Origin of the sequence: Phenylobacterium sp., assembly GCF_030697925.1 — a bacterium.
GTDB lineage: Bacteria > Pseudomonadota > Alphaproteobacteria > Caulobacterales > Caulobacteraceae > Phenylobacterium.
The window spans coordinates 1-24,287 of record NZ_JAUYOJ010000229.1; the positions used below are offsets into that span (position 1 = coordinate 1).

Annotated in this window: 26 protein-coding genes; 11 read left to right on the forward strand and 15 right to left on the reverse strand. The window is 69.4% G+C overall.

The annotated features are described in order from the left end of the window. A partial coding sequence (locus Q8Q88_RS22355; protein ID WP_305677388.1) for an aminoacyl--tRNA ligase-related protein occupies positions 1-1,366 on the forward strand: 1,366 nt, incomplete at its 5' end. Here the strand turns inward: Q8Q88_RS22355 and Q8Q88_RS22360 are convergent. The 10 genes from Q8Q88_RS22360 to Q8Q88_RS22405 all read right to left on the reverse strand — a co-directional run bounded on the left by Q8Q88_RS22360 (position 1,363) and on the right by Q8Q88_RS22405 (position 9,441). After that, entirely contained in the window at positions 1,363-2,043 is a 681-nt protein-coding gene (locus tag Q8Q88_RS22360; RefSeq protein ID WP_305677389.1) for a class I SAM-dependent methyltransferase, read from the reverse strand. The two genes, Q8Q88_RS22355 and Q8Q88_RS22360, sit on opposite strands and share 4 nt — an antisense overlap. 202 nt (positions 2,044-2,245) lie before the next feature. Then, positions 2,246-2,863, reverse strand: a complete 618-nt coding sequence (locus tag Q8Q88_RS22365) for a glutathione S-transferase family protein (protein ID WP_305677390.1) — start codon at positions 2,861-2,863, stop codon at positions 2,246-2,248. Continuing rightward, positions 2,860-3,267 (reverse strand): hypothetical protein, encoded by a 408-nt coding sequence (locus Q8Q88_RS22370; protein WP_305677391.1) that lies wholly within the window; start codon positions 3,265-3,267, stop codon positions 2,860-2,862. Before Q8Q88_RS22370 ends, Q8Q88_RS22365 begins: the two co-directional genes overlap by 4 nt. Positions 3,268-3,269: 2 nt before the next feature. Further along, positions 3,270-3,986 carry a DNA alkylation repair protein gene (locus tag Q8Q88_RS22375; RefSeq protein WP_305677392.1) on the reverse strand — a complete coding sequence of 239 codons (717 nt, stop codon included), beginning with the start codon at positions 3,984-3,986 and terminating at the stop codon, positions 3,270-3,272. A 3-nt stretch (positions 3,987-3,989) separates the two neighbouring features. After that, positions 3,990-4,457 (reverse strand): SRPBCC family protein, encoded by a 468-nt coding sequence (locus Q8Q88_RS22380; protein ID WP_305677427.1) that lies wholly within the window; start codon positions 4,455-4,457, stop codon positions 3,990-3,992. Between the two features lie 73 nt (positions 4,458-4,530). Continuing rightward, complete coding sequence (locus Q8Q88_RS22385) at positions 4,531-4,896, reverse strand: helix-turn-helix transcriptional regulator (RefSeq protein WP_305677393.1); 366 nt, start codon at positions 4,894-4,896, stop codon at positions 4,531-4,533. A 73-nt stretch (positions 4,897-4,969) separates the two neighbouring features. After that, entirely contained in the window at positions 4,970-5,899 is a 930-nt protein-coding gene (locus tag Q8Q88_RS22390; RefSeq protein ID WP_305677394.1) for a DUF5996 family protein, read from the reverse strand. A gap of 23 nt (positions 5,900-5,922) precedes the next feature. Beyond that, positions 5,923-6,480: an NADPH-dependent FMN reductase gene (locus Q8Q88_RS22395; protein ID WP_305677395.1), complete on the reverse strand. Its 558-nt coding sequence runs from the start codon at positions 6,478-6,480 to the stop codon at positions 5,923-5,925. Between the two features lie 43 nt (positions 6,481-6,523). Beyond that, positions 6,524-7,837: an NAD(P)/FAD-dependent oxidoreductase gene (locus Q8Q88_RS22400; RefSeq protein ID WP_305677396.1), complete on the reverse strand. Its 1,314-nt coding sequence runs from the start codon at positions 7,835-7,837 to the stop codon at positions 6,524-6,526. Between the two features lie 65 nt (positions 7,838-7,902). Beyond that, on the reverse strand, positions 7,903-9,441 hold the full coding sequence (locus Q8Q88_RS22405; protein WP_305677397.1) for an acyl-CoA synthetase: 1,539 nt from the start codon (positions 9,439-9,441) through the stop codon (positions 7,903-7,905). Between the two features lie 144 nt (positions 9,442-9,585). Between Q8Q88_RS22405 and Q8Q88_RS22410 the strand changes: the two genes are divergently transcribed. The 4 genes from Q8Q88_RS22410 to Q8Q88_RS22425 all read left to right on the forward strand — a co-directional run bounded on the left by Q8Q88_RS22410 (position 9,586) and on the right by Q8Q88_RS22425 (position 13,112). Continuing rightward, positions 9,586-10,470 carry a crotonase/enoyl-CoA hydratase family protein gene (locus Q8Q88_RS22410; RefSeq protein WP_305677398.1) on the forward strand — a complete coding sequence of 295 codons (885 nt, stop codon included), beginning with the start codon at positions 9,586-9,588 and terminating at the stop codon, positions 10,468-10,470. A 59-nt stretch (positions 10,471-10,529) separates the two neighbouring features. After that, on the forward strand, positions 10,530-11,753 hold the full coding sequence (locus tag Q8Q88_RS22415; protein ID WP_305677399.1) for a DUF2336 domain-containing protein: 1,224 nt from the start codon (positions 10,530-10,532) through the stop codon (positions 11,751-11,753). A 220-nt stretch (positions 11,754-11,973) separates the two neighbouring features. Continuing rightward, positions 11,974-12,399, forward strand: coding sequence for a MucR family transcriptional regulator (locus tag Q8Q88_RS22420; RefSeq protein WP_305677400.1), 426 nt, complete (start codon positions 11,974-11,976; stop codon positions 12,397-12,399). 224 nt (positions 12,400-12,623) lie between these two features. Further along, positions 12,624-13,112, forward strand: a complete 489-nt coding sequence (locus Q8Q88_RS22425) for a PAS domain-containing protein (RefSeq protein WP_305677401.1) — start codon at positions 12,624-12,626, stop codon at positions 13,110-13,112. Positions 13,113-13,164: 52 nt separating this feature from the next. Here the strand turns inward: Q8Q88_RS22425 and Q8Q88_RS22430 are convergent, their stop codons facing one another. Together Q8Q88_RS22430 and Q8Q88_RS22435 are read right to left on the reverse strand one after the other, a co-directional pair. Beyond that, complete coding sequence (locus Q8Q88_RS22430; protein WP_305677402.1) at positions 13,165-13,593, reverse strand: SufE family protein; 429 nt, start codon at positions 13,591-13,593, stop codon at positions 13,165-13,167. A 45-nt stretch (positions 13,594-13,638) separates the two neighbouring features. Then, positions 13,639-14,430 carry a sensor histidine kinase KdpD gene (locus Q8Q88_RS22435; RefSeq protein ID WP_305677403.1) on the reverse strand — a complete coding sequence of 264 codons (792 nt, stop codon included), beginning with the start codon at positions 14,428-14,430 and terminating at the stop codon, positions 13,639-13,641. Between the two features lie 201 nt (positions 14,431-14,631). Here Q8Q88_RS22435 and Q8Q88_RS22440 point away from each other — a divergent pair, with 201 nt between their 5' ends. After that, complete coding sequence (locus Q8Q88_RS22440; RefSeq protein ID WP_305677404.1) at positions 14,632-16,296, forward strand: MFS domain-containing histidine kinase; 1,665 nt, start codon at positions 14,632-14,634, stop codon at positions 16,294-16,296. On the opposite strand, the gene Q8Q88_RS22445 is transcribed toward Q8Q88_RS22440, so the two are convergent. Then, a complete protein-coding gene (locus Q8Q88_RS22445; protein WP_305677405.1) occupies positions 16,293-17,210 on the reverse strand; it encodes a hypothetical protein in 918 nt (305 codons plus the stop codon). The two genes, Q8Q88_RS22440 and Q8Q88_RS22445, sit on opposite strands and share 4 nt — an antisense overlap. A gap of 83 nt (positions 17,211-17,293) precedes the next feature. Between Q8Q88_RS22445 and Q8Q88_RS22450 the strand changes: the two genes are divergently transcribed. The 5 genes from Q8Q88_RS22450 to Q8Q88_RS22470 all read left to right on the forward strand — a co-directional run bounded on the left by Q8Q88_RS22450 (position 17,294) and on the right by Q8Q88_RS22470 (position 22,466). Continuing rightward, a complete protein-coding gene (locus tag Q8Q88_RS22450) occupies positions 17,294-17,626 on the forward strand; it encodes a DUF1491 family protein (RefSeq protein ID WP_305677406.1) in 333 nt (110 codons plus the stop codon). An 85-nt stretch (positions 17,627-17,711) separates the two neighbouring features. Continuing rightward, positions 17,712-18,092: a hypothetical protein gene (locus Q8Q88_RS22455; RefSeq protein ID WP_305677407.1), complete on the forward strand. Its 381-nt coding sequence runs from the start codon at positions 17,712-17,714 to the stop codon at positions 18,090-18,092. Between the two features lie 44 nt (positions 18,093-18,136). Then, a complete protein-coding gene (locus Q8Q88_RS22460; protein ID WP_305677408.1) occupies positions 18,137-19,735 on the forward strand; it encodes a peptide chain release factor 3 in 1,599 nt (532 codons plus the stop codon). A 255-nt stretch (positions 19,736-19,990) separates the two neighbouring features. After that, complete coding sequence (locus tag Q8Q88_RS22465) at positions 19,991-21,364, forward strand: hypothetical protein (protein ID WP_305677409.1); 1,374 nt, start codon at positions 19,991-19,993, stop codon at positions 21,362-21,364. A 58-nt stretch (positions 21,365-21,422) separates the two neighbouring features. Continuing rightward, complete coding sequence (locus Q8Q88_RS22470; RefSeq protein ID WP_305677410.1) at positions 21,423-22,466, forward strand: energy transducer TonB; 1,044 nt, start codon at positions 21,423-21,425, stop codon at positions 22,464-22,466. Here the strand turns inward: Q8Q88_RS22470 and Q8Q88_RS22475 are convergent. Further along, positions 22,463-23,560, reverse strand: coding sequence for a DUF2336 domain-containing protein (locus Q8Q88_RS22475; protein ID WP_305677411.1), 1,098 nt, complete (start codon positions 23,558-23,560; stop codon positions 22,463-22,465). The two genes, Q8Q88_RS22470 and Q8Q88_RS22475, sit on opposite strands and share 4 nt — an antisense overlap. A 13-nt stretch (positions 23,561-23,573) precedes the next feature. After that, positions 23,574-24,269, reverse strand: coding sequence for a hypothetical protein (locus tag Q8Q88_RS22480; protein ID WP_305677412.1), 696 nt, complete (start codon positions 24,267-24,269; stop codon positions 23,574-23,576). Positions 24,270-24,287: the final 18 nt, after the last annotated feature.

Genomic DNA, 24,287 nt, shown 5'->3' on the forward strand with positions numbered 1-24,287 from the left:
CGTCGACAACTGCTACTTCCCGCTGTTCATCCCCCTGGGCTTCTTCGCCAAGGAGGCCGAGCACGTGGAGGGCTTCGCCAAGGAGATGGCGGTGGTCACCCACCACCGGCTGAAGCTGATCGACGGCAAGCTGCAGCCCGATCCGGACGCCAAGCTCGACGAGCCGCTGATCGTGCGGCCGACCTCCGAGACCATCATCGGCGATGCCTTCTCGCGCTGGATCAAGAGCCACCGCGACCTGCCCATGAAGATCAACCAGTGGGCCAATGTGGTCCGCTGGGAGATGCGCACGCGGCTGTTCCTGCGGACCTCGGAATTCCTCTGGCAGGAGGGCCACACGGCCCATGCCAGCCGCGAGGACGCGCTGAAGTCGACGCTGGAAGCCCTGGAGATGTACCGCGAGTTCTCCGAGACCGTGCTGGCTGTGCCGGTGATCGCCGGCGAGAAGCCGGAGAACGAGCGCTTTCCCGGGGCCGACAACACCTTCTCCATCGAGGCCATGATGCAGGACGGCAAGGCCCTGCAGGCCGGGACCTCGCACTATCTGGGCACCAGCTTCGCCCGCGCCCAGAACATCCGCTACCAGGGCGACGCCGGAGAGCTGGAGTTCTGCCACACCTCCAGCTGGGGGACGTCCACCCGGCTGATCGGCGGGCTGATCATGACCCACGGCGACGACGACGGCCTGCGCCTGCCGCCGGCCGTCGCGCCCCGCCAGGTGGTGGTGGTGCCCATGCTGCGCGGCAAGCCCGAGGACGCCGAGGTCCTGGCCTATGGCCAGGCCCTGGTGAAGGACCTGGAGCAGCAGTTCGCCCTGGGCGAGCCGATCCGCGCCCTGCTGGACGTCAAGGACCAGAAGTCGGCCGACAAGCGCTGGAACTGGGTGCGCCGGGGCGCGCCGATCATCGTCGAGCTGGGTCCCCGCGACGCCGCCGGCGGCCAGGTGACCTTCATGCGCCGCGACGACCTGCGCGACGGCGACCGGGTGAAGAACCAGGTCATGGGCCGCGAAGACTTCGTCACCGCCGCGCCCGGCCTGCTGGCGTCCATCCAGCAGACCCTGTTCGGCGAGGCCAAGGCGCGCCTGGACGCCAATATCGTCACCGACCTGACCACCTTCGACCAGGTGGCCGAGCACTTCGGCCAGGTGGCCGACGAGGACGAGGAGGCCAGCCCCTTCCGCGGCTGGATCCGCGCGTCCTGGTCGCGGCCGAGCGGCGACGAACTGGAGGCGGTGGTGCAGAAGCTGAAGGCCTTCAAGCTCACCCTGCGCAACGCGCCGATGGATCAGCCGGCAACCTTCGGTCCCTGCATCTTCACCGGCGCCCCGGGCGTCGAGGAGATCCTGATCGGGCGGGCCTACTAGGCGGGCCGTTCGGCCAGATAGGTTGCGTAGACCGGTTCCTCATAGCTCGCTCGGAGCAAGGTGAAACCGGCCTCCGTGATCAACCGCTCCAGGACCCAGCCGAAGGTGGAATGCTCGTCGCGGACGTGACAGGCCACGTCCTCGCGCGTGTAGCCGGTTTGGGCCGTCATGTAGTCGATCCAGGCCTCGACGGTCTCGGCGATCGCCGTCGGCGCGCAGTTGAAGACCACATCCTCGATGTAGAGCCGACCGCCTGGCTTCAAGGCGTCATGGATCCGCACGAGGGCCGCCGCCTTCCAGAAATCGGGAAGGTGGTGCAGGGCGAACTTGCTGGTCACCAGGTCGAGACCGGAGGCCTCGAACGTCAGGAATCCGGCGTGCTGTAGACCGAGCGCCACGCCTGAATCACGAGTCCTCCGCTCGACCGCCCGCAGCATGGTCTTCGAGACATCGACGGCCTGGACCTGGGCGCCCATGGCGGCGGCCTGGCAGGCCATGATCCCGGTGCCGCAGCCGATGTCGGCCATGGCTGTTCCCGGGCCGACGCCGAGGCGTTCCAGCAGCATGGCGTCCTTCGCGGCGGAACCGCCTTGCCGGACGTCGTAGGTTTCGACCTCGCCTTCGTCCTCGAAATCGAGGCCGACCTGGCGAAGGTCATCGTAGAACCAGTCTTGCATGTGTCTCTCCATCGAGGGGCGCGGATGGAGAATTTGGCCGGTCTCCATCCGCCAGGGGCGGGGGACCGGCCGTTCACGACCTAGTTCAAGGCCGCACGCGTCCGTTGACCCCCGGGGAGGGGGCTACTTGGCGGCGGAGAATGGCGTGGGAACAGCTCACACGGCGAAGCTTAGACCGATCCGGCGCCGCGCGCGAGGGTCCCTAGCCGCCGGTCGAGCGCGCTTGGGCCCGCTGGTAGGCTGGTCTTTCCGCCAGGCGTTCGCGGTAGGCCACCAGGCGGTCGGGGATCGCGCCGTTCAGCGCGCCGCGCCAGATCCCGAGCGCGGTGCTGACGGCGATGTCGGCCAGGCTGAACGCCTCGCCCGCCAGGTAGGGTTGGTCGCCCAGGGTGTCGGAGACATAGCCCAGGGCGTGGGCCATGCGCTCCTCCAGGCCGAGCACCGACCAGTTGCGCTTGTCGACCTCGGGGGCGACGAAGTGCGCGGCCATCAGGGTGTTCATGCTTCCACCGAGCGTCGCCTCGGTCAGCACGGTCATCTGCAGAACTCGGGCGAGCGCCGCCGGATCGTCCCCGACCGGGAGCAGCGGCGTCGGGCCGTAGCGCTCAGCCAGGTAGAGCATGATGGCCACCGACTCGTTGATCGCCACGCCGCCGTCGTCCTCCAGGAACGGCACGCCGCCGGCCGGATTGCGGGCCCGGTAGTCGTCGGGGAACGGGAAGGGGAGGATCTTCACCTCGTATGGCAGGCCCATCTCCTCGCATTGCCAGAAGATGCGCAGGCCCCGGGCGCCGCGGGCGAAGTTGTAGACCTTGATCATTTGGAGCCCCGATAGAGATAGCCGCCGAGCCAGGTGAGCGGCAGGCCGGTGACGGCGAGCGCGATGGGGTACCAGCGCGGCCCCAGTCCCATGTTCCAGGTGGCGACCACGGCCGCCGTGCCGATGGCCGTGCCGATGACGCCCAGGATGAAGGCGTGGCGCAGGGGCCGGCTGGGGGCGAGCCGAGCGCAGACATAGCCGCCGAGCACGGTGATGACGCAGCGATAGGCCAGGGCCAGGGCGTTCAGGGCGGGATCGTGCATGCCCTGCTCAGGGGGCGGGAGGACCTTCAGCGCGTGGAGCACGGCGTCCGTGGCGGTGGACAGCGCCACCACCGTGACAAGGCCCGCGATCACCGCGAGCACGCTTCGCCCGATGCGGCGGGGAGGGGATGCGACATCCATGGTCATTGGAGTTCCTCGGTCTTGGCCGGCGGGGTCCGCCGGGGCTTGGGGGTGCGTGTGAGGTCCCGTAGGGCGTCCTTGCCGATCCAGCGGGCCGTCGGGTCGGCGGAAGCCGCCAGGCGGCGGGCGGTTTCCAGGGCGGCGGCCTTAAGCACGGGACTGCGCTTGCCGCCGATGGCGCGCAGGGCCCAGCTGACCCCCTTCTTGACGAAGTTGCGGTCGTCGTGCGCGGCGGCCTCGATCAGCGCCAGGCCCCGAAGGAAGGGCTCGTCGCCCTCGCCCTTGGCGTGCAGGGCCAGGCTGGCCAGCAGGGCGAAGGCCGCGCGCTTCTGGAATTCGTCGGTCCGCTGCGCCCACGGCGCGACCATGCCGAAGGCGTCGGCGGCCTGGTCGAACAGCTTGAAGCAGACGGTGTCGACGATGCCCCAGTTGTCGAAGTCGGCGCACCAGAGGTCCATCTGTTCCGGCGTCACCTGGGCCGGGTCGTCGATCAGCGAGGCCAGCATCCGCGCCTCGTACCAGCCGGTTTCCCACAGGGCCTGGGCCAGGTCGTGCCGCCGGCCGATGGGCTTGGCGATCTTCTGCATATTGGCCATGGAGACGCCCATGGCTTTCGGCGCATCGATGCCGAAGCGGACCATGTTCTCGCGGTCGTGGTTGGTGGCCCTGGCCCGCAGCGCTTCGAGCGCGGCGGCGACCTCATCCTCCAGCGCGGCCATGGTTCAGGCGGCCAACAGGGCGTCGAGCCGGGCGTAACCCGCCTCCATGCCCGCGGCCATGTCGGTGGCCAGCATGGCGTCGCGCACCGCCTTGGAGGGGTAGAGGATGGAGGTGGTCAGGGTCGTGCGACCGCCGTGCTCGACAAGTTCGGACGTGACCAGGCTGGGGTCCTCGGCCCCGTCAAACAGCTCCGTGGCGACCAGCCGATCCGGCGGGGCGACCTCCTGATAGACGCCGCCCATGCCCATCTCCTCGCCGTTCTCGCCATGCCAGACGTAGCGATAGGCGCCGCCCACCCGTAGGTCGATCTCGCAGACCGGCATGGTCCAGCCGGGCGGGCCAAGCATCCAGCGCCGCAGCAGGTCCGGCTTGGTCATGCAGTCGAACACCAGGCGGCGCGGCGCGTCGAAGTCGCGGACCACGACGATCTCCCGGTCGCTCGGCGCCGTGATCTCCAGTGTCTTTTCCATAGTCACGGTGTTCGTCCTCACGTCTGCTTTTCGTCCGAAGGACGAACGGGGGCGGGGCTATCCGACAGGGGCCTCAACTATCGTGGCGGCGGCGGGTCACGGGCAGGCCCTCCTTCGCCTTCAGTTCGTCCAGCAGGTTGTCCAGCCGCTGGAAGTTGGCGTCCCAGACCTGCCGGTAGCGCTCCAGCCAGTCGTTCACCCCGGCCAGGGCCTGCGCCTCGATACGGCAGGGCCGCCGCTGGGCGTCGCGGCCCCGCGAGATCAGCCCGGCCCGTTCCAGCACCTTCAGGTGCTTGGAGATCGCCGGCTGGCTCATGGCGAACGGCTCGGCCAGCTCCGTCACCGAGGCCTCGCCGGCCACCAGTCGGGCGAGGATCGCCCGCCGGGTCGGGTCGGCCAGGGCCGCAAAGGTGGCGTCGAGCTGGTCGGAATGCGTCATTACATAACTCATTAGTTCTAGAACTATATGGTTATGTACAACGCCTGGGCCGCCGTCAAGCCCCGGTTGGCCGCTAGCTCGGGCGCGGGCGGCCCGGGACGCCGAACGGGCACTCCAGGGCGTCTCGGTCCCAGTTCGCCGCATCGGCCGCCGCAGCGTAGGTAGAGGCGAGAAAGGCCAGCAGGATCGCGTCGGGGTCCCTCGACGTGCGCACAGCCTCGTAGGGCAGAACGAACTCGCCCAGACCAGGATCGAACCTCGCCCCGGCCGGGGCCACGGCTGCCGTCCGGAACCCCGCCGGCTCCGGATAGGCGTAGGAGTAGAAGACCGCCTCCTCGCAGCCTGGCCCGCCGGGCCAGAAGCCGGCGCTGCTGACCTCGTGCGAATAGGCTTCGCGGGCCACGACGTCGGGCAAGTTCGGCACGCCTCCGGGATGGGGAGGCGCGGGCCGGCCCGAAAACCGCGTCACCGCCAGGTCGAAGCTGCCCCAGAAGAAATGCACCGGGCTGGCCTTGCCGAGGAAGCCGGTACGGAAGGTCTTAAACACGCGATCGGCCTGCAGCAGCGCGCGCCAGAACCGCTGCGCCTGGTCGGGATCATAGGTCCGCGGCGCCCGGTCTTGCTCGAACGGCACCGCCTGCGGCAGCTCGTTGGGGGCGCCGTGAATGGTCACCGGGGTCCCCAGGGCCTGCAGAGCTTCCAGCACCTGGATGTGGAACTCAGCGACCGACATCGGCGCCAGGGGCAGGGCGGTCGTGGGTCCGTCGGTGCGAATCCTGAGCACCTGGTCGACGAAGTCGAACTCCAGGTCCAGCGTCCGGGCGCCATGGTGGATGATCCCCGTCGTAAGGCCCCGCGGCGTCACATAGAGCGGCGTCTGCCAGGAGTGGTTCAGCCAGGGGGTCCGAGCCAGGCGCACCTTGCCGACGATCTGGGTCCAGAGGTGCAGGGTGGCGTAGGTGTCCTTCCACGCCGCATAAGGCAGGGCGGGCCAGGCCGTCATGGGTCGATCTCCAACGCGGGCTGTCAGTCGGTCTTGAATCTCAGCGTCCAGGCCAGCAGGGCGGCGAGATAGCGCCGCAGGTGCTGCGTCGTCGCCTCGTCGGTGAGCGCGCCCTCCGCGTCGAACTTCTCGTGGGCCCGGAACACCAGGATCTCCGGCTGGGGCATGGCGAAGGAGTTGGTGAACTCGAAGGCCTGGCGAAGCTGGCTCTGGCCCCGCGCGCTGCCGGTCATGCCGGGCGAGGCGCCGATGATCCCCACCGGCTTGCCGTTCAGGGGCGAGTCCTGGGGCGGGCGGGAGGCCCAGTCGACGGCGTTCTTCATCACGCCCGGGACGCCGTGATTGTACTCCGGGGTGACCATCAGGACGGCGTCGGCGCGGCGCAGGGCCTGCTTGAAGGCGGCCACGCCCTCGGGATCGCCGGCGGCTTCGACGTCGCCGTTGTAGAGCGGGATCGCCGCCAGGTCGAAGGTCTCGAGGACCATCCCGTCAGGGACCAGGCCCTGGGCGGCGCGCAGCAGGGCCCGGTTGTAGGAGCCCTGGCGGAGGCTGCCGGCGAAACCCAGTACGCTTATGGTCATCTGCCTCGCCCTTGCTCGATCCTCGACCAATAGGCGGCGCGGATCAGGTGCTTGTAAAGCCGGCTGGCCGGGATTCGCCCATGCCGCGGCCCTGGGTGATCAGACGCGCGCTGCGCTGGTCGCGGGTGTGGATCCATAGCCAGCTGATCGCCACGCTGAGCCGGTTGCGCACGCCGATCAGGAAGTAGATATGGGCAAGGCCCCAGATCCACCAGGCCAGGGCGCCGCGCAGCTTGATGCGCCCGAAATCGATCACCGCCAGCCGCTTGCCGATCGTCGCCAGGCTGCCGGCATGCTTGTAGCGGAAGGGGATGGGCGCGGTGTCGCCGCGCAGGCGCGCCTTGATGGCCTGGGCCACGTGCTGGCCCTGCTGCTTGGCGGCCGGCGCTATGCCGGGGACCGGCCGGCCGTCGGGGCCGGCGATCGTCACGGTGTCGCCGACGGCGAAGATCTCCGGCCGGCCCGGAACCGTGAGGTCCAGCCCCACCATCAGCCGCCCGGCGCGGTCGGCGGGTGCGCCCAGCCATTCGGCCGCTGGCGAGGCCCGCACCCCGGCGGCCCAGATGATGGTCTTCGCCTCCAGGCTTCGATATCCGTAGACCACGCCCCCGGCCGTGCATGCGGAGACCGGCTGGTCGAGTTCGACCTCCACCCCGAGACCTTGCAGCGCGCGCAGGGCGTAGGCCGAGAGGTCCTCGTCATAGCCCGCCAGCACCCGCGGCCCGGCCTCGATCAGGACCACGCGGGCCTGGCGGGTGTCGATGTTGCGGAAGTCGGGGGGCAGGGTGTCGCGGGCCAGTTCGGCGATGGTGCCCGCCAGCTCCACCCCGGTCGGGCCCGCGCCGACGATGACGAAGGTCAGCAGGGCCGCGCGGCGCGCCGGGTCGGTCTCGCATTCCGCGCGCTCGAAGGCGAGCAGGATGCGGCGGCGGACGGTGGTGGCGTCCTCGAGGGTCTTCAGGCCGGGGGCGAACGGCTCCCACTCGTCATGGCCGAAATAGGCGTGGCGGCATCCGGTGGCCAGAACCAGGGTGTCGTAGGCCAGGGCCTGGCCATCCTCGAGATGGACGCGGCGGGCGTCGGCGCCGATCCCCACCACCGTAGCCAGCAGGGTGGTGACCTCCGGCCGCCCGCGCAGCAAGTGGCGGATCGGCCAGGCGATCTCCGAGGTCGCCAGCGAGGCCGTGGCGACCTGGTAGAGCAGCGGCTGGAAGAGGTGGTGGTTGCGCCGGTCCACCAGGGTGATGTCGACCGGCGCCCCAGCGAGCTGATGGACCGCCTGCAGGCCGCCGAAGCCGCCGCCGACGATCACCACGCGATGGCGGCCTCCGGCTTGAACGTCGGTCGACAGGGTCATGGGGCCAGGCTCCGGGATGCGCGGCGCGCAGCCGACGACGGCGCGCCGTCCCGGTCAAGGCGCGGCTAGACGATCTTCGAGCCTTCCTTGCCCCAATAGGCGTCGCGGATCAGCCGCTTGTAGAGCTTGCCGGTGGGATGGCGCGGCAGCTCCTGCATGAAGTCGATCACCCGCGGCGACTTCACATGGCTGAGATTGGCGCGGCAGAAGGCGGCGAGTTCGGCCTTGAGCTCTTCCCCGGCCGCGGCCCAGTCCATCGGCTGGATCACCGCCACGACCTGCTCGCCCATCTCCTCGTGCGGCGCGCCGACCACGGCGGCGTCGGCGACCTTGGGGTGGGTGATCAGCAGGTTCTCGAGTTCCTGCGGATAGATGTTCACCCCGCCGGAGATGATCATGAAGCTCTTTCGGTCGGTGAGGTAGAGGAAGCCATCTTCGTCCACCCAACCCACGTCGCCCAGCGTCGTCCAGCCGTACTTGTTGGTGTTCTCGGCGATCTTCTCGGGGGCGTTGTGATAGGTGAGCGGCGTGCCGCCCCCGAAATAGACCGTGCCTTCGGTGCGCGGCGGAACCTCCTCGCCGTCCTCGCCGACAATGTGCAGTTCGGCCGTCGTGGCCTTGCCCACCGAACCCTTGTGGGTCAGCCAGTCGTGCGGGCCGATGTAGCAGAAGCCGTTGCCCTCGCTGCCGGCGTAGTACTCGTGGATCACCGGCCCCCACCAGGCGAGCATCTGCTCCTTCACCGGGATGGGGCAGGGGGCCGCGGCGTGCACCGCCGAGCGGAGGGACGAGACGTCGTACCTGGCCCGGACTTCCGGCGGCAGCTTCAGCATCCGCACGAAATGGGTGGGCACGAACTGGCCGACGTCGATCCTGTGTTTCTCGATCAGCCGTAGGGCCTGCTCGGGATCGAACTTCTCCATCTGCACCACCGTGCCCCCCAGGCGCTGGACGCTCATGCACCAGCGCAGCGGGGCGGCGTGATAGAGCGGGGCGGGGGACAGGTAGATGCTGTCCTCCCGGAAGCCGAACAGGCCCATGGCCATCATCGCCAGGGGACTGGGGGCGTCGATGGGGCCCCCGGTCAGCGGCGGCTTTATGCCCTTGGGCCGGCCCGTGGTGCCCGACGAATAGAGCATGTCGGCGCCGGCGGTCTCGTCGGCGACCGGCGTGGTCGGCATCGGCGCGCGGGCGGCCTCGAAGCTCGCATAGGGCGGTCGCGCCTCGCCCACCATGAACAGCTTCACGCCGGGCAGCAGGGCGGGCAATTCGTCGACCACGGCGCCGACCCCGGCGGAGGTGATCAGCACCTGCGCCTCGCAGTCCTTCATGATGTACTCGATCTCGCCCGCGGTGAGCTTGGACGAGACGCAGGCGTAGTAGAGGCCGCAGCGCTGGGCCGCCCAGGTGATCTCGAAGAACCGTGGATGGTTCTCCATCAGGATGGCGATGACGTCCCCGGCCTTCAGGCCCATGGACCGGAACAGGTGCGCCCCCTGGTTGGATCGCTCGTCCAGCTCCTTGTAGGTCACCGTCTCGCCGGACCCGGCCATGATGTAGGCGGCGCGGTCGGGGTAGGTCTTGGCGTGTGTGGCCGGGTGCATTCTGTTCTTCCTCGCGGCGCCCGGACGCGTGTCGCCGCGCCTCGGCCGTCCTCCCAAACTTATCGTTGTTCAGGCACATATGCGGCGCTTGACGGACCGTCCGTCAAGCGGGGCGAGATGCGGAAAATCGCGAGGGAGAACCAGATGGCGGCCCAGACTTTCGAAACCCTGAAACTCGAGGTCGAGGACGGCGTCGCGGTCCTGACCCTCAACCGGCCCGAGAAGCTGAACGCCTTCAACACCCAGATGATGAAGGACTTGATCGCCGCCTTCGACGTCACCGACGCCGACGACGCGGTCAAGGCGGTGATCGTCACCGGGGCTGGACGCGGTTTCTGCGCCGGGGCCGACCTGTCGGCCGGCGCCAAGACCTTCGACTACGAGGCGCGGGGCGGCGAAGACAAGGCCGCTCGCACCCGCGAGGGCGTGCAGCGCGACGGCGGCGGTCTGGTGACCCTGCGGATCTATGAGAGTCTGAAGCCGGTGATCGCCGCGGTGAACGGACCGGCGGTGGGCATCGGGGTGACCATGCAGCTGGCCATGGACATCCGCATGGCTTCGACCGAGGCGCGGTTCGGCCTGGTGTTCGCCCGCCGCGGGCTCAATCCGGAGGCGGCCTCGTCCTGGTTCCTGCCCAAGCTGGTGGGCGTCCAGACCGCCCTGGAGTGGTGCTATACGGGCCGGGTCTTCCCGGCCCAGGAAGCCCTAGACCGCGGCCTCGTCCGCTCTCTGCACGCGCCTGAGGATCTGCTGCCGGCCGCCATGGCCCTGGCGCGCGAGATCGCCGACAATACCGCCCCCGTCTCGATCGCCATCACCCGCCAGCTCATCTGGCGCATGGCCGGCGCCTCGCATCCGATGGAGGCCCACCGCGCCGACAGCCGCGGCATCCAGATCCGCGGCGCCATGGCCGACGCCCGTGAGGGCGTGATGTCGTTCCTCGAGAAACGGCCTCCCGCCTTCCCGAACAAGGTCTCGTCGGACCTGCCGGATATCTGGCCTGACTGGGAGCCGCCGCAGTTCCGCTGATCACCGCCGGTTAAGCAGGCTATGGTCTGATCGCGTTCGATTCGTCATCGGCTCGATCCATGAACCAGGCCGTCCCCTCTTCCGAGCACGATCCTGCCTCCGGCGCCGCGCAGGCCTTCCGCGCGCGCGGCGCCCTGCTGAAGCGGATGGCCGACGTCGTCTGTCTGCCCAGTTCGCGGGTGAACGCCTTCGAACGCTCCATGACCGCCGACCTGCTGGTCGACATGCTGCGCGAGGCCGAGCCGGAAGAGCGTAAGAAGGTGGCGCGCCGCCTGTCCACGCTCACCGAGATCCCGGCCAGCCTGGTGCGCCTGCTGCTACGCGACCATGTGGACGTGGCCGAGGAGCTACTGATCGAGTGCCCCTCGCTGTCGGACGCCGACCTGCTGGACTGCATTCGGCTCACCGATCTGGAGCATCGACGGCTCGTCGCCCTGCGGCGCGGCGTGAACGAGGTGGTCTGCGACGTCCTGATCGAGTTCGGCGAGATCATTGTCATCGAATGTCTGCTGAAGAACGATCTGGCCCGGCTCTCCAACGCCGCGATCGAGGCGATCGTCGCCCTGACCCGCGGGGATACCCGGCTGACCGCGGCGCTGCTGCGGCGCTCGGAATTGCGGCCGGCCCACGCCTATGTGCTGTTCTGGTGGGCCGACGCCGAGACCCGCCGCACCATCCTCCAGCGGTTCGCGGTCAGTCGCGAGGTGTTGCAGGAGGCGACCGGGGACATCTTCGCGCTCGCGGCCGCCGAGGGCTGGCAGGATCCCCTGTCGCGCAAGGCGCTGCAGTTCATAGAGCGGCGCCAGCGCAACCGCGCGGCCATCGACAAGAGCCCGTTCGACAGCCTGGAGGCCGCGGTGGCCGCGGCGCAGGACGGCCTCACCCGGGAAATCGCCGAGGAAATCTCCTACCTCTCCGGGCTCAAGCCCATGACCGGCGCCAAGATATTCACCGATCCTGGCGGCGAGCCCCTGGCGATCCTGTGCAAGGCCACCGGGCTGCCGCGCCAGGCCCTGCGCGCCCTCTGGCGCGGCTTGAAGCGTCCGGAGACCGAGGACAGCGGCGCATTGTCGCAGGCGCTTGAGCGGGTGATGACGACCTACGACATGATCGCAGTCGACCGGGCGCAAACTGTTCTGCGTTACTGGAACTGGTCGCTGACCTCGGCCCTGACACCGGCCCTGCTCAGGGCTATTCGTGACGGCGACGAAGACGGCGTCGACGAATACTCAGCACCCCAAAGGGCCGCCATGCTGGCGCTGTCAAAGGAATTTGGGCGCTAATCTTGGCGTTCGCGCAATGAGCGAGTGACGTCTTCGCGGTTGTGTCTGCAACCGATTGGTGCGGCGCGTCAGTTCTCTAATGACGAAGAACGTGTTCGTTCAATCGCTCAACTGAGTTCCAGCCTTGTGCTTGGGACAAGACCGATATATTGACGCCATGACTGATGTCGTGAATCAGTCATCCCCCAAATTGTGCAACGCACTCACGGAACCGAGAAAAATGGACGAGAAATCGGAAGTCATTGAGATGACGGCGGATATTGTATCCGCTTACGTCGGAAACAATTCGGTCGCGGCGGCGGATCTTCCCAATCTCATCCAAAGCGTCCACCGCGCTCTGGCGGGGATCTCCTCGGGTTCGGACGTTCAGGAAGCCGCGCCGAAGGAACCTGCGGTTCCTGTGCGCCGGTCGATTACGCCGGATCACCTTGTTTGCCTGGAAGACGGCCGCAAGTTCAAGTCGCTGAAGCGGCACCTGCGCACGAAATACAATATGAGCCCGGAGGAATACCGGGCGAAGTGGGGTCTGCCGAAGGATTATCCGATGGTCGCCCCGAACTACGCCAAGGCGCGTTCGGACCTGGCCAAGCAGATGGGCCTGGGTCAAGGCGGCCGTCAGGCTCCGCGCAAGCGGGCCGGCAAGTAGGCTTCGAAATAAATTCGAGCTCCCGGAAACGCCCGCCCACCGGCGGGCGTTTTCTTTTGCGCGTCCCGGCCTCCTGGGCGCTGCGGGGGAGGTTCCCGAGGACAGCTTCGCCACCTTTTGGCCTGATTTCTCGTCGCACCCCCTGTTTTCCACTTGCCGGTGAATCACCGGGTGGGCGATAAGTGATTCGTCGCGATTCCAAGGGGTTGTTAAGGAATCTGAATATGGCCGCACAGATAGGAGCTTCCGCGGCGGCCGCCCGCGCCCATGAAGAACTCTATGCCTATTGGTCGGGGCTGCGACATGGGCCGCAACTGCCAGGCCGCGGCGATATCCGCCCCGAGGACTTCAAGCGCCTGCTGCCCACCGTCAGCCTGATCGACGTGCGGCGCGATCCCCTGGACTTCCGCCTGCGCCTGGCGGGCACCGGCCTCTACAGCGTCTATGGCCGTGAGATCACCGGCCGCAGCCTGACCGAGGTCTATAACTCGACGGCCGCCGAATACTGGCGCACGGAACTGACCAAGCTGGTCCATGACCGCCGCCCCGCCGTCGGCGTGCACAACCTCGCCTGGCGCGGCGCGGCGCACCTATCGATCCTGTGGTTGCGCCTGCCGCTCGCCACCAACGGCAAGGACGTCGACATGATCATGGGCTACGACGCCGTGGTCGGGGTCCAGGGCGACACCATCAGCGGAATCCGCGCCGCTTGACTCTGGAGCGCGCCGGGCGCCGAAATCGGCAGCCACTTTCGGCCGTCGCGCTTTAGGCGGTCGCCGCCAACGCCTCGGCGTCGCGGCGCACCCGCCCCACCATCGACGCCAGTCCGTTCGACCGCTGCGCCGACAGGTGGCCGCTCAGGCCCAGCTTGTCGAACGCCGCCTTGGCGTCGAAGGCGAGGATCGTCTTGGGCGGCTGGCCCGAATAGAGCCGCAGCAGCACCGCGATCAGGCCGCGCACGATGTGGGCGTCGGAATCGCCGCGGAAGTCGACCGTGCCGTCGGCTTGAGGCTCGGTGACCAGCCAGACCTGGCTGGCGCAGCCGCGCACCTTGTTGGCGTCGTTGCGCTCGGCGTCGCTGAGCGGGGCCAGTTCGCGGCCCAGGTCGATCACATAGCGATAGCGCTCTTCCCAGTCTCCCAGCAGGTCGAACTCCTGGGCCAGCTCGTCTAGGTCTTGGTCGATGTCGGACATATCACTGGCGACTTAGGGATCGCCGACCCGCGACGCAACCAGTGTTCAGCCGACGGGCAGCCGGACGGTGGCGGTCAGGCCTTCTCCGGGGGTCGATTGCAGCTTCAGCCGGCCGTTCATGGCCAGGCAAAGCAGGTCGACGATCGGCAGGCCCAGCCCTGCGCCCTCGCTGCGGCGGGTAAGCGCGTTCTCGCCCTGCTCGAAGGGGCGCAGCAGGCGGGGAAGGTCGGCGGGATCGACACCAGGGCCGTTGTCGGAGACATGAATCTCGATATCGCCGTCATGCGGGACGGCGCTGATCCGCACCGTGGCGTCCTCGGGCCCGAAGGCCACGGCGTTCTGGATCAGGTTGGTCAGCACGGTGCGCAGGCCGCGCGCGTCGGCGGTGACCGAGGGCAGGGCGCCCTGGTCGTCGATCACGATCCGGGTCCGGCGGGCGGCGATCTCGTCGCGCAGGCCATCCAGCACATCGTCCAGGGCATGGTCGAGGGTCTCGGACCGCGGGTCCATGTCCATCGCCCGGCCTTCCAGCCGCGCGATCTCCAGGATCTGGTTGACCAGCTTGAGCAGCCGGTTGCCGCTGGTGCGGATGATCCCGGCGTATTCCTTGTACTGCGGGGCGCCCAGCGGGCCGTACAGCTCCGAGGCGATGATCTCGGAGAAGCCCAGAATCGAGTTCAGCGGGGTGCGCAATTCGTGGCTGACCATGCGCAGGAAGGATCGCTTGGTCTCGTCCAGGGCCGCCTCGCGCCGCGCGCGCGGGCTAAGGCGTGGCGATTCGGGCGCGAGCTCTTGCGGTTCCGCCGGGTCGCTGGGAAGGAAAGCCGCCTGGGCCATGGGAAACCGAACGCCTCGAGGGCAGGGGAGGCCAAGGCTATGCTCACGCGCTTACGATTTCGTTTCTGTGGAAGATCATACATTTGACTGGTCGCGCCTCGCGCGAGCGCCCTCGCGGGGACTCAAGCGCGAGGGTAATGTCCCGGCCGGTCTTCCTTTCGAGAGGGCCCTGGTTCGTTTCGAGAGGCGTAGCGCAACATCGTGGTCGAGGGCTTTCCCGCCAGCAGGACGCCGAAGCCGAGGCGCCGATCGACGCCGGACCGCGACGCCGTCTGGTGGTGCGCGGGCTGGCTGGCCGTGGTCGCCGCCGGGGCCGCGGGCCTGGGCCTGGCCGGCTTGGCGCCTACCGAGCGGGCGCTCACCGCGCTTGCCGTCGGCGCGCTTCCGGCCATGGTTGGGCTCTTCCTCAATCGCGCCCACCGGGACGGCGCGCGGCGCGCCCTGATACTGGGCTGGGCCCTCTGCGCCGCCCTGGCGGCCGTGATGACCGGCGGCGTCGCGGGCCCCCTGGCCGTCTGGCTGCTGTCGCCGATGGCCGTGGCCCTGGCCGTGGGCCGGAGACAGGGCCTCGCCTTCGGGGCGGCCACGGCCCTGGGTGCGGTCGGTCTCGCGGCCATGGCGGCTCTCAGCCTGCAGATTCCCCCGCCGCGCGCTGACCTGGCGTTCGGCCTGTCCCTGATCGGACTCGTCTCAAGCGCGCTCGCCTTCGGCGCGGGCCTGGTGGCGTTGCAGCGGCAGGGCGAGCTCGAAGCCCTGCGCCGCGATCGGCGCGAGGCGCGGCTGCGCCAGACCCTGGACGAGCAGCCGCACCAATTGCTGGGCGTCCATCCAGAGGGCCGCCTCACGGCGGTCTGGGGCGCCTCGCCGCCCGGCCTGGCGACGCCGGCCGGGTCCGGAGGTCTGCTTGGCGACCTGGCCGCGCCCGCCGACCGGCCGCGCCTGATCGAGGCCCTGAAACGCACCCTGGCCGAGGGGGCCGCGGAGGTCGCCTTCGTCCCCGACGGGACCCCAGACGGCTGGCTGACGCTGAGCCTGCGCCGCACCTGGGACGGCCGGGCGGTGGGCGCGCTGCGCGACGGGCGGCCTGAACGCGAGCGCATGGCTGGACTGGAGCAGGCCAAGGCCGACGCCGAGGCCCAAAACGCCGGCAAATCGCGCTTCCTGGCCAATATGAGCCACGAGTTGCGCACGCCGCTCAACGCCATCATGGGCTTCTCCGACATCATGAAGCAGCGGCTGTTCGGTCCGCTGTCGGACCGCTACGGCGAGTATGCCGAGCTGATCCACGATTCCGGCACCCACCTGCTGGAGCTGATCAACGATGTGCTGGACATGTCGAAGATCGAGGCTGAGCGGTTCGAGCTGTCGCGCGAGGAATTCGACGCCCGCGATGCGGTCTCCGGCGTCCTGCGGCTGATGCGCGGCCAGGCCGATCGCGCCGGGGTCCAGCTGCGCGGCCTGCTGCCCAAGGAGGACCTTGAGGTGGTCGCCGACCGCCGGGCCCTGAAGCAGATCGTGCTGAACCTGATCTCCAACGCCCTGAAGTTCACGCCCCGCGGCGGGGCCGTGACGGTGACGGTTCGCGAAGAAGACCACCATCTGGAGCTGATCGTCGCCGACACCGGGGTGGGGATCAGCCGTGAAGACCTGGTGCGGTTGGGGCGGCCCTACGAACAGGCGGGGGACGCCAGCCAACGCTCGGCGGGCACCGGCCTGGGCCTCTCCCTGGTGCGCGCCTTCGCCGAACTGCACGGCGGCCGGATGCTCATCGAGAGCCGGCTGGGCGAGGGGACTACGGTCACCGTCCGCATGCCGGTGCTGCACGGCGCGGAACTCCCGGCCCGGACGCCGGAGCCGGTGGCCTAGCGGGCGGCGACCTGCAGGAAGGCGCGGCCGGCGGCGAAGTCGCCGACCTCCACATAGGCCCGCCGCACGCTTTCGCCCTGGCCGTCGGCGAACAGGAACTCCACGGCCACGGCCTCGCGGGGGTCGAGCGCCGCCAGGGCCGCGGCCGCCTTGGCCGGGAAGCGGAAGGCCCAGCCCGACTTGACGTCCTTGGGCAGCAGGTCGCGCCCGGCGCTGCTGCGGGCTTCGGCGGCGTAGGCGGCCTGGGCGGTCGCGGGCGGCAAGCGCCGCGCCAGGGGCAGGCGGCCGATGGCCTCGCCGCGATGATCCAGATAGGGGCCGAGCGTCAGGCCGGCGTCGCGCATCAGCAGCCGCGCGGCATAGGGCTGCTGGCCGTCGGGGAAGCTCGCCACCGCCATCAGGGCGTTGGCGCCGTCACGGCCGGCGAGGCCGAACACCATGCGGTTCCAGCCGAAGCTCACCGGCTGCTGCAGCCGCCAGCGGGCGGCCTCGCCGCTGGCGCGGTCGGCCAGCCAGGGGGCGTGGTCGCCGGGGTAGCTCATCCGGCTGAGCTGGGCGTAGCCCTCGAAGGCTTGGCGCACCCGGGCGGCGGCCAGGTTGAGATCATCGGAATCGCAGGGAGTCAGGGCCGCCTTCTGACGGGCGCGGCTTTCCAGGGCCTTGAGTGTCGCCTGGTCGGTCCCGGCCCGCAGCACGGCGCCACGCGCCTGGGCCTGACCGGCGGCCAGGGCGGCGCCTGTCGGGGCGTCGAACAGGCTGCAGCGGCTGTCGGCGGCGGTCATCACCGTGCGCTCGTAGAAGAGGTCGACAGCCCCCGCCGTCGCGACGCCCGGCGCCGCGACGATCGTCGCGGCCAGCGTCAGCCCCACCCATCCACACCCGGCGAGCTGCGCTGTTCTGCGCGGTCTCGTCATGGCTCCTGCTTTTCTCGTATAGGTTCGAGAACTTGGGCGAAGCCTACAGGTTCGCCCTTTCCGTTCCGTTATCGAGACCAAAAATGCTGCTCTCCACTGACATCTGGGTCGCGGCCCTGATCCGCAGGACCGAGTTGGGCGGCGGTTTCGCGGTGGTGGCGCGCAAGGGCGACGCGCGGGCCGGCAGCGTGCTGGTCAAGGTGTTGAACCGGGCCCAAGGCACGACCCGCCTCTTTGCCGAAGCCACCCGCGGCGACGGCGAGCGGGTTTGGATGCAGCCTTCGCTTTCCGACCAGGAGCCGGAACTCGACCGCTATATCGAGCGCGCAGCGCGCATCGACCCCGATATCTGGGTGGTGGAGATCGACGATCGCGACGGTCGCCACTTCCTGACCGAGCCTGTCGAGCAGGGTTAGCGGCCCATTCACCGCCTTCTTCAACCGCGCTGAAAGCCTCGGCGTGCCAATTGTCGCGTCCCCCAAGACGAGACGCGGCGCCTGCATGCTGTTTTTGATGAACGACGTGGTCCTCAATCTCAGCGGCGTCAGGCTATCGCCGCAGATGGCCGCCCGCCGCTTCCAGTCCCTGTCGTTCGAAGCCGTGGGCAAGCTGGGTTGCGAGCTGTTCGCCGAGAACCCGCTGCTGCACGTCAACCGGCCCGAGCGGGCCTGTCGGCTGGCCACCCTGATCATCGCCCGGGCGCCCCGGGTCAACGCCGCCCTGTTCGTGTCGCCGCGCTACGGCTGCGAGCCCGACGAGGTGATGTTCCGCGTCGCCACCATCGGCCTCGACGTCATGGCCGGGTTGTCGAGCCGCCAGGCCGAGGGCCTGCTGGACACCGTCTCGACCGACCGTGAGGTCTGGCGGCGGCTCGCCGCCTGAGCCTTCAGTTTGCGCCTGGGCCCGGCACGCGCTATCGCCCGCCCATGAGCCATTCTCCCGCCGCCGAGGCCGCCCGCCGGCGCACCTTCGCCATCATCTCCCACCCGGACGCCGGCAAGACGACCCTGACCGAGAACCTGCTGCTGGCTGGGGGCGCGATCCGTGCGGCCGGCCAGGTGCGCGCCCGCGGCGAGAACCGCCGCACCCGGTCCGACTGGATGAAGATCGAACGAGAGCGGGGCATCTCGGTCTCGGCCTCGGTGATGACCTTCGACCACGACGGCCTGATGTTCAACCTGCTGGACACCCCGGGGCACGAGGACTTCTCCGAAGACACCTATCGCACGCTCACGGCCGCCGACGCCGCGGTCATGGTGCTGGACGCCGCCAAGGGCATCGAGCCGCAGACGCTCAAGCTGTTCGAGGTCTGCCGGCTGCGCGACATCCCCATCGTCACCTTCATCAACAAGATGGACCGCGAGGCCCAAGACCCCATCGAGCTGCTGGACGAGATCGCCTCGAAACTGGCCCTCGATCCCGCGCCGCTCTACTGGCCGGCGGGCTCGGGCGGGCGGTTCAAGGGCATGCTGGACCTGCGCCACGACAAGTTCCTGCCCTTCGCCAAGAAGGGATCGGACAAGGACGAGGGCCACCCCGCGGCGATCGCCTTTCACGGCAACGCCATGGGCAGCTACCTCGAACCAGACGAGCAGGCGGAGCTCGAAGAGAACGCCATGCTGATCCGCGAGGCGTCAAAGCCCTTCGATCCCCAGGCCTTCCTGGAAGGCCACATGACCCCGGTGTTCTTCGGCTCGGCCCTGCGTCATTTCGGTATCGACCAACTGCTGCAGGGCCTGGGCGCCTACGCCCCGCCGCCGAAGGCCGTGTCGGCGGCGAAGGCCGGCGAGCCGACCCATGTGGTCCCGGGCGACCCGGAGGTGACCGGCTTCGTCTTCAAGGTCCAGGCGAACATGGACCCCAACCATCGCGACCGCATCGCCTTCCTGCGGCTGTGCTCGGGCAAGTTCCAGCGCGGCATGAAGCTGAAGGTGCAGAACACCGGCCGCCAGCTCTCGGTCAATGCGCCGATCATGTTCTTCGCATCGGACCGCGAACTGGCCGAGGAGGCCTTCGCCGGCGACGTCATCGGCATCCCCAACCACGGGATCCTGCGGGTGGGCGACAGCCTGTCGGAGTCCGGGACCCTGCGGTTCGCCGGCCTGCCCAACTTCGCGCCCGAAATCCTGCAGCGCGTGCGGGTCAAGGATCCGCTGAAGGCCAAGCACCTGACCAAGGCCCTGCAGGGCCTGGCGGAGGAGGGCGTGACCCAGCTCTTCCGGCCCAATATCGGAGCGGACTTCATCGTCGGCGCGGTTGGCCAGCTGCAGCTTGAGGTGATGGCCGACCGTCTGGCCAACGAGTACCAGCTGGAGGTGCTGTTCGAGGCCGCGCCCTATGCCGAGGCCCGCTGGCTGGTGGGCGAGAAGGCTGACCTGGAGGACTTCGCCGGCAAGCACAAGATGGCCATGGCCGTCGACATCGACGACCAGCCGGTGTTCCTGGCCAAGTCGTCCTGGGAGATGGGCTATGTGGCCGAGCGCTTCCCGAAGGTCACCTTCGAGCGGGCGCGGGAACGGGCTTAGCAGCCGGCCAAACACATCCCGATATCTTCTCCTCTCCACCCGTTTTCGGGGAGGAGGAGCCGGGCGCCGGCATCCCACACGCAAGTTCCGGGCCAGAATTGGTTAATGCGACTACACAACAAATTTAGATTTCATTAACCATAACAAGCACATTAACCACTTGTTTACGAACTCGGCTCCGGCTTTGCTCCGTCAGGCCTGAACCCCGCGTGGGCGTCCCGTGTTGAGACGTCGGGGGTTTGTCGGAGCCTGGCCATGTTCGAGTTCGGTCGTGAGCTGAAGCGCCTGTTCGGCCAGGATGGTCTTCGACCTCCCCATGACGGTCTCACGGGCGGCGACTCCTCGCTCCTGGAACTGCTCGATCTCCGGCTGATCACCCAGGAGGGCAAGGCCGCTGACATCGCCGCCGGCCGGGTCGGCGCCAAGGACAAGGCCCAGCGCCGGCTGGAGAGCGCCATTGTCTGGCGCGAGGTGGCCCGCCGATCGGGCGACGCGGCCGCCCTGCGCAAGGCCGCGGCCACCGCCGAAGCCGCCGCCGAGGCCTTCGGCCGCGACCGCCGTCCCGACGGCTGGGCCCGCGCCCGCTGTGAACAGGCCTTCTGCGCCATGCTGGGGGCCGAGCTGTTTGGCGATGAGGGCTTGAACGCCGCCGCCGACGTCGCCTTCCGCGAGGCCCGCGCTGCCGCGCGCGGAGGCCTGGCCCTGCCGCTGGCCGACATCGGCATCGCCGCCATCGAGGCGCGCGAGCGCATGGCCACGGGCGACGCCCAGGCCGCCCGCATCGCCGCCGCCCGTTTCACCGTCCCCATCACGGGACTCGAGGCCCTCACCCGCCGCTGTCGCGCCGCGCGCCTGCTGGCCGTGGAAGCCCGGCTCGTTCAAGCCGACATGCTAATGGGCTGGGGCGCGCGCCTGCGCGACGAGGAATTGCTGGCCGCGGCCCGGGACATCGCCGAGCGGGCCACCGATGGCCTGGATCCGGCCTATGAGCCGCTGAGCTGGGTCCGCGCCGCGGCCCTGCGCGGCCAAGCCCTGGCCCTGCTGGGCGAGATCACCGGCGAGGTCGAGACCCTGGCCGAGGCGGTCGGCGCCCTGGCCGATGTGCTGAACGAACTCACCCGCGACCACAGTCCGCTGGACTGGGCCCGTGTCCAGACCGCGCTCGCCCAGGGCCTGCAGGCGTTGGGCGAGGCTGGGGCCTCGGAACGCGCCTATGAGCAGGCGGTCACCTGCTACGACCGGGCCGCCCATGTGCTGAAGAAGGCGCCGGGCCTGTCGCTGCGGGCCTTCGGCGCGTCGAACCGGGCCCTCTGCCTGGCCCGCTCGGCCGAGCTCTCGGGCGACCTGACCGTGCTGGACGCCGCGGAGTCGGCCTTCAAGATCGAACTTGCCAATCTGGCCGCCAAGCGCGACCCGGCCGCCTGGGCGCTGATCCAGGTCAACCTGGCCCGCATCTACGAGGCGCGGCTGGACATCACCGGCGTCGATCGCGGCGAACGCGCGGCCGCGGCGATGGCGCTCAACGGCGCCCTGGACGTGTTCGGCGAGATGGGTCTGCGCTCGCTCAGCATCGTGGCGGCCGACGGCCTGGCGCGACTGACCGGCGGATCGGCCGCCGCGGCGAGGTAAAGTCGCTTCTCAACCCCAGGTCGCCGTGCCAGCATGACGCGAAGTCTGGGGGACGTTCATGAGACATTTGGCGGCGGCGCTGGCATGCGCGCTCTTGCTTGGCGTTCCCGCGCGCGCCGACGAGGAGCTTGACGTCAAGCCGGACTGGCTAAAGCGGCCAACGCCCGAGAGCCTGATGTCGGTCTGGCCGAGAGAGGCCCTGCAGCGGGGACTCGGCGGCAAGGCGGTCATTTCGTGTTCCGTGTCCCTGCAAGGCGCGCTTCGCGACTGTTCGGTCGTGAGCGAGTCGCCGGCTGGATCTGGCTTCGGCGTGGCCGCCATAGCGCTCACGCCGCAATTGCTGATGAAGCCCGGCATGCGAGGCGGAAAGCCGGTGGTGAGCACGGTCAGGATTCCGATCAACTTCGAAGGCGCGGGACCCGCGCTCGGCAGCCGCCTAACGGGCGCGGGATCGGGCCCCTTGATGCGCATGGTGTTGAGCAACGTCACCTGGCGTCAGGCGCCGACCTATGCGGAGGTCGTGGCCGTCTACCCGGAGAAGGCCAAGGCTCGCGAGGCGGGCGGCCGAGCCACCCTGAACTGCACCTTCAAGGCGGGGGGACTCGTGGGATCTTGCGACACGATCACGGAGGAGCCGAAGGGGATGGGATTCGCCGCTGCGGCCCGCACCCTGTCCAGCCGCTTCGTCGGACCCGAGACCTTGAAGGATGGGCGGCCCACGAAGGGCGTCGACGTGCAGATCCCCTTCGTCTTCGCCGTCGACATGCTGAACCCGGCGAGCCGTACGATCGGCAAGCCCCAATGGACGTCGCTGCCGGACGGCCAGGATATGGTGGCGGGCTATCCCGCCGCCGCCGTGGAGGCCGGCGTTAGGACCGGGCGGGTGGTCATGAATTGCCAGGTTGTCGCGGAAGGACGTCTGAGCGCCTGCGCCACGGAGCGCGAAGAGCCCGCAGGCCTCGGATTCGGCGACTCCGCTGTCGCATTGTCGAAGGCCTTTCGGGTGCAGACCTGGAGCACCGAGGGATTGCCGACGGTCGGAGGCTCGATCCGGGTGCCGCTGCGCTATGAGATGCCGAACGCCCCGCCCGCCAAGCCCTAGGCGGCGGCGACGTCTCGGGTCTGGCGGCGCAGGCGCCAGAAGCGGATGGTCCGCTGGGCGGCCTCGCGCGGCAGGTTCTCGTAGAGTTCGCCATATTCTCGGGCCCGGCCCATGGCGTTGGAGTCGCGGTCGAGGATCAGCACGGCGAAGGTCAGGTACAGCGAACGGTCGAAGCCGGCCGCCTTGCAGACGATGGAGAGCGCATCCAGCTCGCGGCGCTCGAGAATCCGCCGGGCGGTGTGGAAGTCGATCTCGGCCAGTTCCGACAGGGCCACCAGGAACTTGCTGGTCTCGCGCTGGCGCAGGAAGCCGGCCAACACCTGAGGGGTGATGGCGCCGCGCAGGCGCAGGATGCGGACCTGCTTCTCGGCCTCGGAATAGTCCTGCGGCAGGGCGCCGTCGCGTTCGGCCAGCTGCTTGCGGCCGACGGCGAGGGCCGCGTCCAGCTCGGCGGGATCGACCTCGGCGTTACGCGCCAGGATCTCGCCGCGTAGCTTGGCCTCGACCACGAAATACATCTCGTTCAGCAGATCGACCGGCAGGCTCTTGCGGGTGACCACGGCCTCATGCAGGGCCGGGTTCTCCGCGGCGCGGTCGACGACGATCTCGTGGACCTCGCGCGACAGCAGAGCGCCTTCGTTGGCCAGGAGCACGCCGACGGTCTCGTCGTCGCCGCGTTCGACGATGGCTTCCGACAGGGCCTCCGACACCAGGGGGCGCTGGGAGATGGCGCGCAGGTGGTCTTGGCCGCGGGTGCGGGCCACCGACAGCAGGTCGTCCTCGGTCAGGGCGTGGGAGCCCTCCAGCACCGGACGGGCGACCTCGATGGAGGCGTCGCGCGCCAGGTCGCGGATCAGGCCCTGCGGCGCGACCTCGGCCTGCGCCATCCTGTGGGCGAGTTCGGCGCGCACGGCCTCTTCCATCTCGCCGGCGAGCTGGCTCATGACGTCGTCGAACAGCTCCATCTCAGGGCCGCCCTTGAGGTCCTCGCTGGCGAAGAACAGGTCCGTCACCCCGCGCAGCAGCTCGCGCCGCCGTTCGCTGGACGGCTCCTGGGCCATCTCGATCAGGTCGTGGAGTTTGGTGCGCTGCATGAACGGGTCTTCTTCAGAAGACGCCCGGACTGTCGTCCGGATCGTCGTCGTCGGGTTTCGGGGAGGCTTGGACGCCTGCGTCCGGCGGGCCGATCAGGACGTAGCGGTCGCCCCCCGGCTGTTGTGGGATCGCGTCGGGGGTCAGCCCGTAGCCGCGGTGGACCGAGTAGAGCCGGGTCGCGCCGCCGGCGCCGCGCGGGGTCGTGGCGACGGTGGCTGGCGGACCGCCCAGCAGGGCGGGGGCCGGGGCGACCGCGGCGAGCCGCATCGGCTGCGGCTGCGCGACAGGCGCGGGCGGCGGCGCGGCGGCGGCGATCTGTTGGGCGACCGCGGGCGGCGTGTCGTAGAGCGTGCCGGGCAGGTTCGCCTTGGGGGCGCTCCACTGCAGCGGGATCGGGGTTTGCGGCTGGAACGGCTGGTAGGCGCGCGGCTCGGGGCCGCTCTGGATTCGCGGCGCGGGCGGTAGGCCGCCGGCGCGGAACTGGCTGGCGAGCGCCAGGGGCTCGGGCCGCGATGGCGCGTGGGGACCGGCAGCGACCGGCGGGGCGGGCTGCGTCTTGCGCGACCAGGAGAGGGTGGGCCCGTCATAGGAGGCGCCGATGGCGGCGGCCGCGGCGGTGGGCGAGCGGTCGCCATAGCGATCACCCGCCATCTGGGCGGCGGCCGGGGAGGCGCTTGCGAGCGCGACGATGAGGAGACCCAGGCGCATGGTCCGCCAGGGTTAACC

Bases quoted from the DNA above. Each gene is read 5' to 3' on its own strand.
- Q8Q88_RS22360 (WP_305677389.1), bottom strand. From the start codon at position 2,043: ATGCAAGACTGGTTCTACGATGACCTTCGCCAGGTCGGCCTCGATTTC.
- Q8Q88_RS22365 (WP_305677390.1), bottom strand. From the start codon at position 2,863: ATGATCAAGGTCTACAACTTCGCCCGCGGCGCCCGGGGCCTGCGCATC.
- Q8Q88_RS22370 (WP_305677391.1), bottom strand. From the start codon at position 3,267: ATGGATGTCGCATCCCCTCCCCGCCGCATCGGGCGAAGCGTGCTCGCG.
- Q8Q88_RS22375 (WP_305677392.1), bottom strand. From the start codon at position 3,986: ATGGCCGCGCTGGAGGATGAGGTCGCCGCCGCGCTCGAAGCGCTGCGG.
- Q8Q88_RS22380 (WP_305677427.1), bottom strand. From the start codon at position 4,457: ATGGAAAAGACACTGGAGATCACGGCGCCGAGCGACCGGGAGATCGTC.
- Q8Q88_RS22385 (WP_305677393.1), bottom strand. From the start codon at position 4,896: ATGACGCATTCCGACCAGCTCGACGCCACCTTTGCGGCCCTGGCCGAC.
- Q8Q88_RS22390 (WP_305677394.1), bottom strand. From the start codon at position 5,899: ATGACGGCCTGGCCCGCCCTGCCTTATGCGGCGTGGAAGGACACCTAC.
- Q8Q88_RS22395 (WP_305677395.1), bottom strand. From the start codon at position 6,480: ATGACCATAAGCGTACTGGGTTTCGCCGGCAGCCTCCGCCAGGGCTCC.
- Q8Q88_RS22400 (WP_305677396.1), bottom strand. From the start codon at position 7,837: ATGACCCTGTCGACCGACGTTCAAGCCGGAGGCCGCCATCGCGTGGTG.
- Q8Q88_RS22405 (WP_305677397.1), bottom strand. From the start codon at position 9,441: ATGCACCCGGCCACACACGCCAAGACCTACCCCGACCGCGCCGCCTAC.
- Q8Q88_RS22410 (WP_305677398.1), top strand. From the start codon at position 9,586: ATGGCGGCCCAGACTTTCGAAACCCTGAAACTCGAGGTCGAGGACGGC.
- Q8Q88_RS22415 (WP_305677399.1), top strand. From the start codon at position 10,530: ATGAACCAGGCCGTCCCCTCTTCCGAGCACGATCCTGCCTCCGGCGCC.
- Q8Q88_RS22420 (WP_305677400.1), top strand. From the start codon at position 11,974: ATGGACGAGAAATCGGAAGTCATTGAGATGACGGCGGATATTGTATCC.
- Q8Q88_RS22425 (WP_305677401.1), top strand. From the start codon at position 12,624: ATGGCCGCACAGATAGGAGCTTCCGCGGCGGCCGCCCGCGCCCATGAA.
- Q8Q88_RS22430 (WP_305677402.1), bottom strand. From the start codon at position 13,593: ATGTCCGACATCGACCAAGACCTAGACGAGCTGGCCCAGGAGTTCGAC.
- Q8Q88_RS22435 (WP_305677403.1), bottom strand. From the start codon at position 14,430: ATGGCCCAGGCGGCTTTCCTTCCCAGCGACCCGGCGGAACCGCAAGAG.
- Q8Q88_RS22445 (WP_305677405.1), bottom strand. From the start codon at position 17,210: ATGACGAGACCGCGCAGAACAGCGCAGCTCGCCGGGTGTGGATGGGTG.
- Q8Q88_RS22450 (WP_305677406.1), top strand. From the start codon at position 17,294: ATGCTGCTCTCCACTGACATCTGGGTCGCGGCCCTGATCCGCAGGACC.
- Q8Q88_RS22455 (WP_305677407.1), top strand. From the start codon at position 17,712: ATGCTGTTTTTGATGAACGACGTGGTCCTCAATCTCAGCGGCGTCAGG.
- Q8Q88_RS22460 (WP_305677408.1), top strand. From the start codon at position 18,137: ATGAGCCATTCTCCCGCCGCCGAGGCCGCCCGCCGGCGCACCTTCGCC.
- Q8Q88_RS22465 (WP_305677409.1), top strand. From the start codon at position 19,991: ATGTTCGAGTTCGGTCGTGAGCTGAAGCGCCTGTTCGGCCAGGATGGT.
- Q8Q88_RS22470 (WP_305677410.1), top strand. From the start codon at position 21,423: ATGAGACATTTGGCGGCGGCGCTGGCATGCGCGCTCTTGCTTGGCGTT.
- Q8Q88_RS22475 (WP_305677411.1), bottom strand. From the start codon at position 23,560: ATGCAGCGCACCAAACTCCACGACCTGATCGAGATGGCCCAGGAGCCG.
- Q8Q88_RS22480 (WP_305677412.1), bottom strand. From the start codon at position 24,269: ATGCGCCTGGGTCTCCTCATCGTCGCGCTCGCAAGCGCCTCCCCGGCC.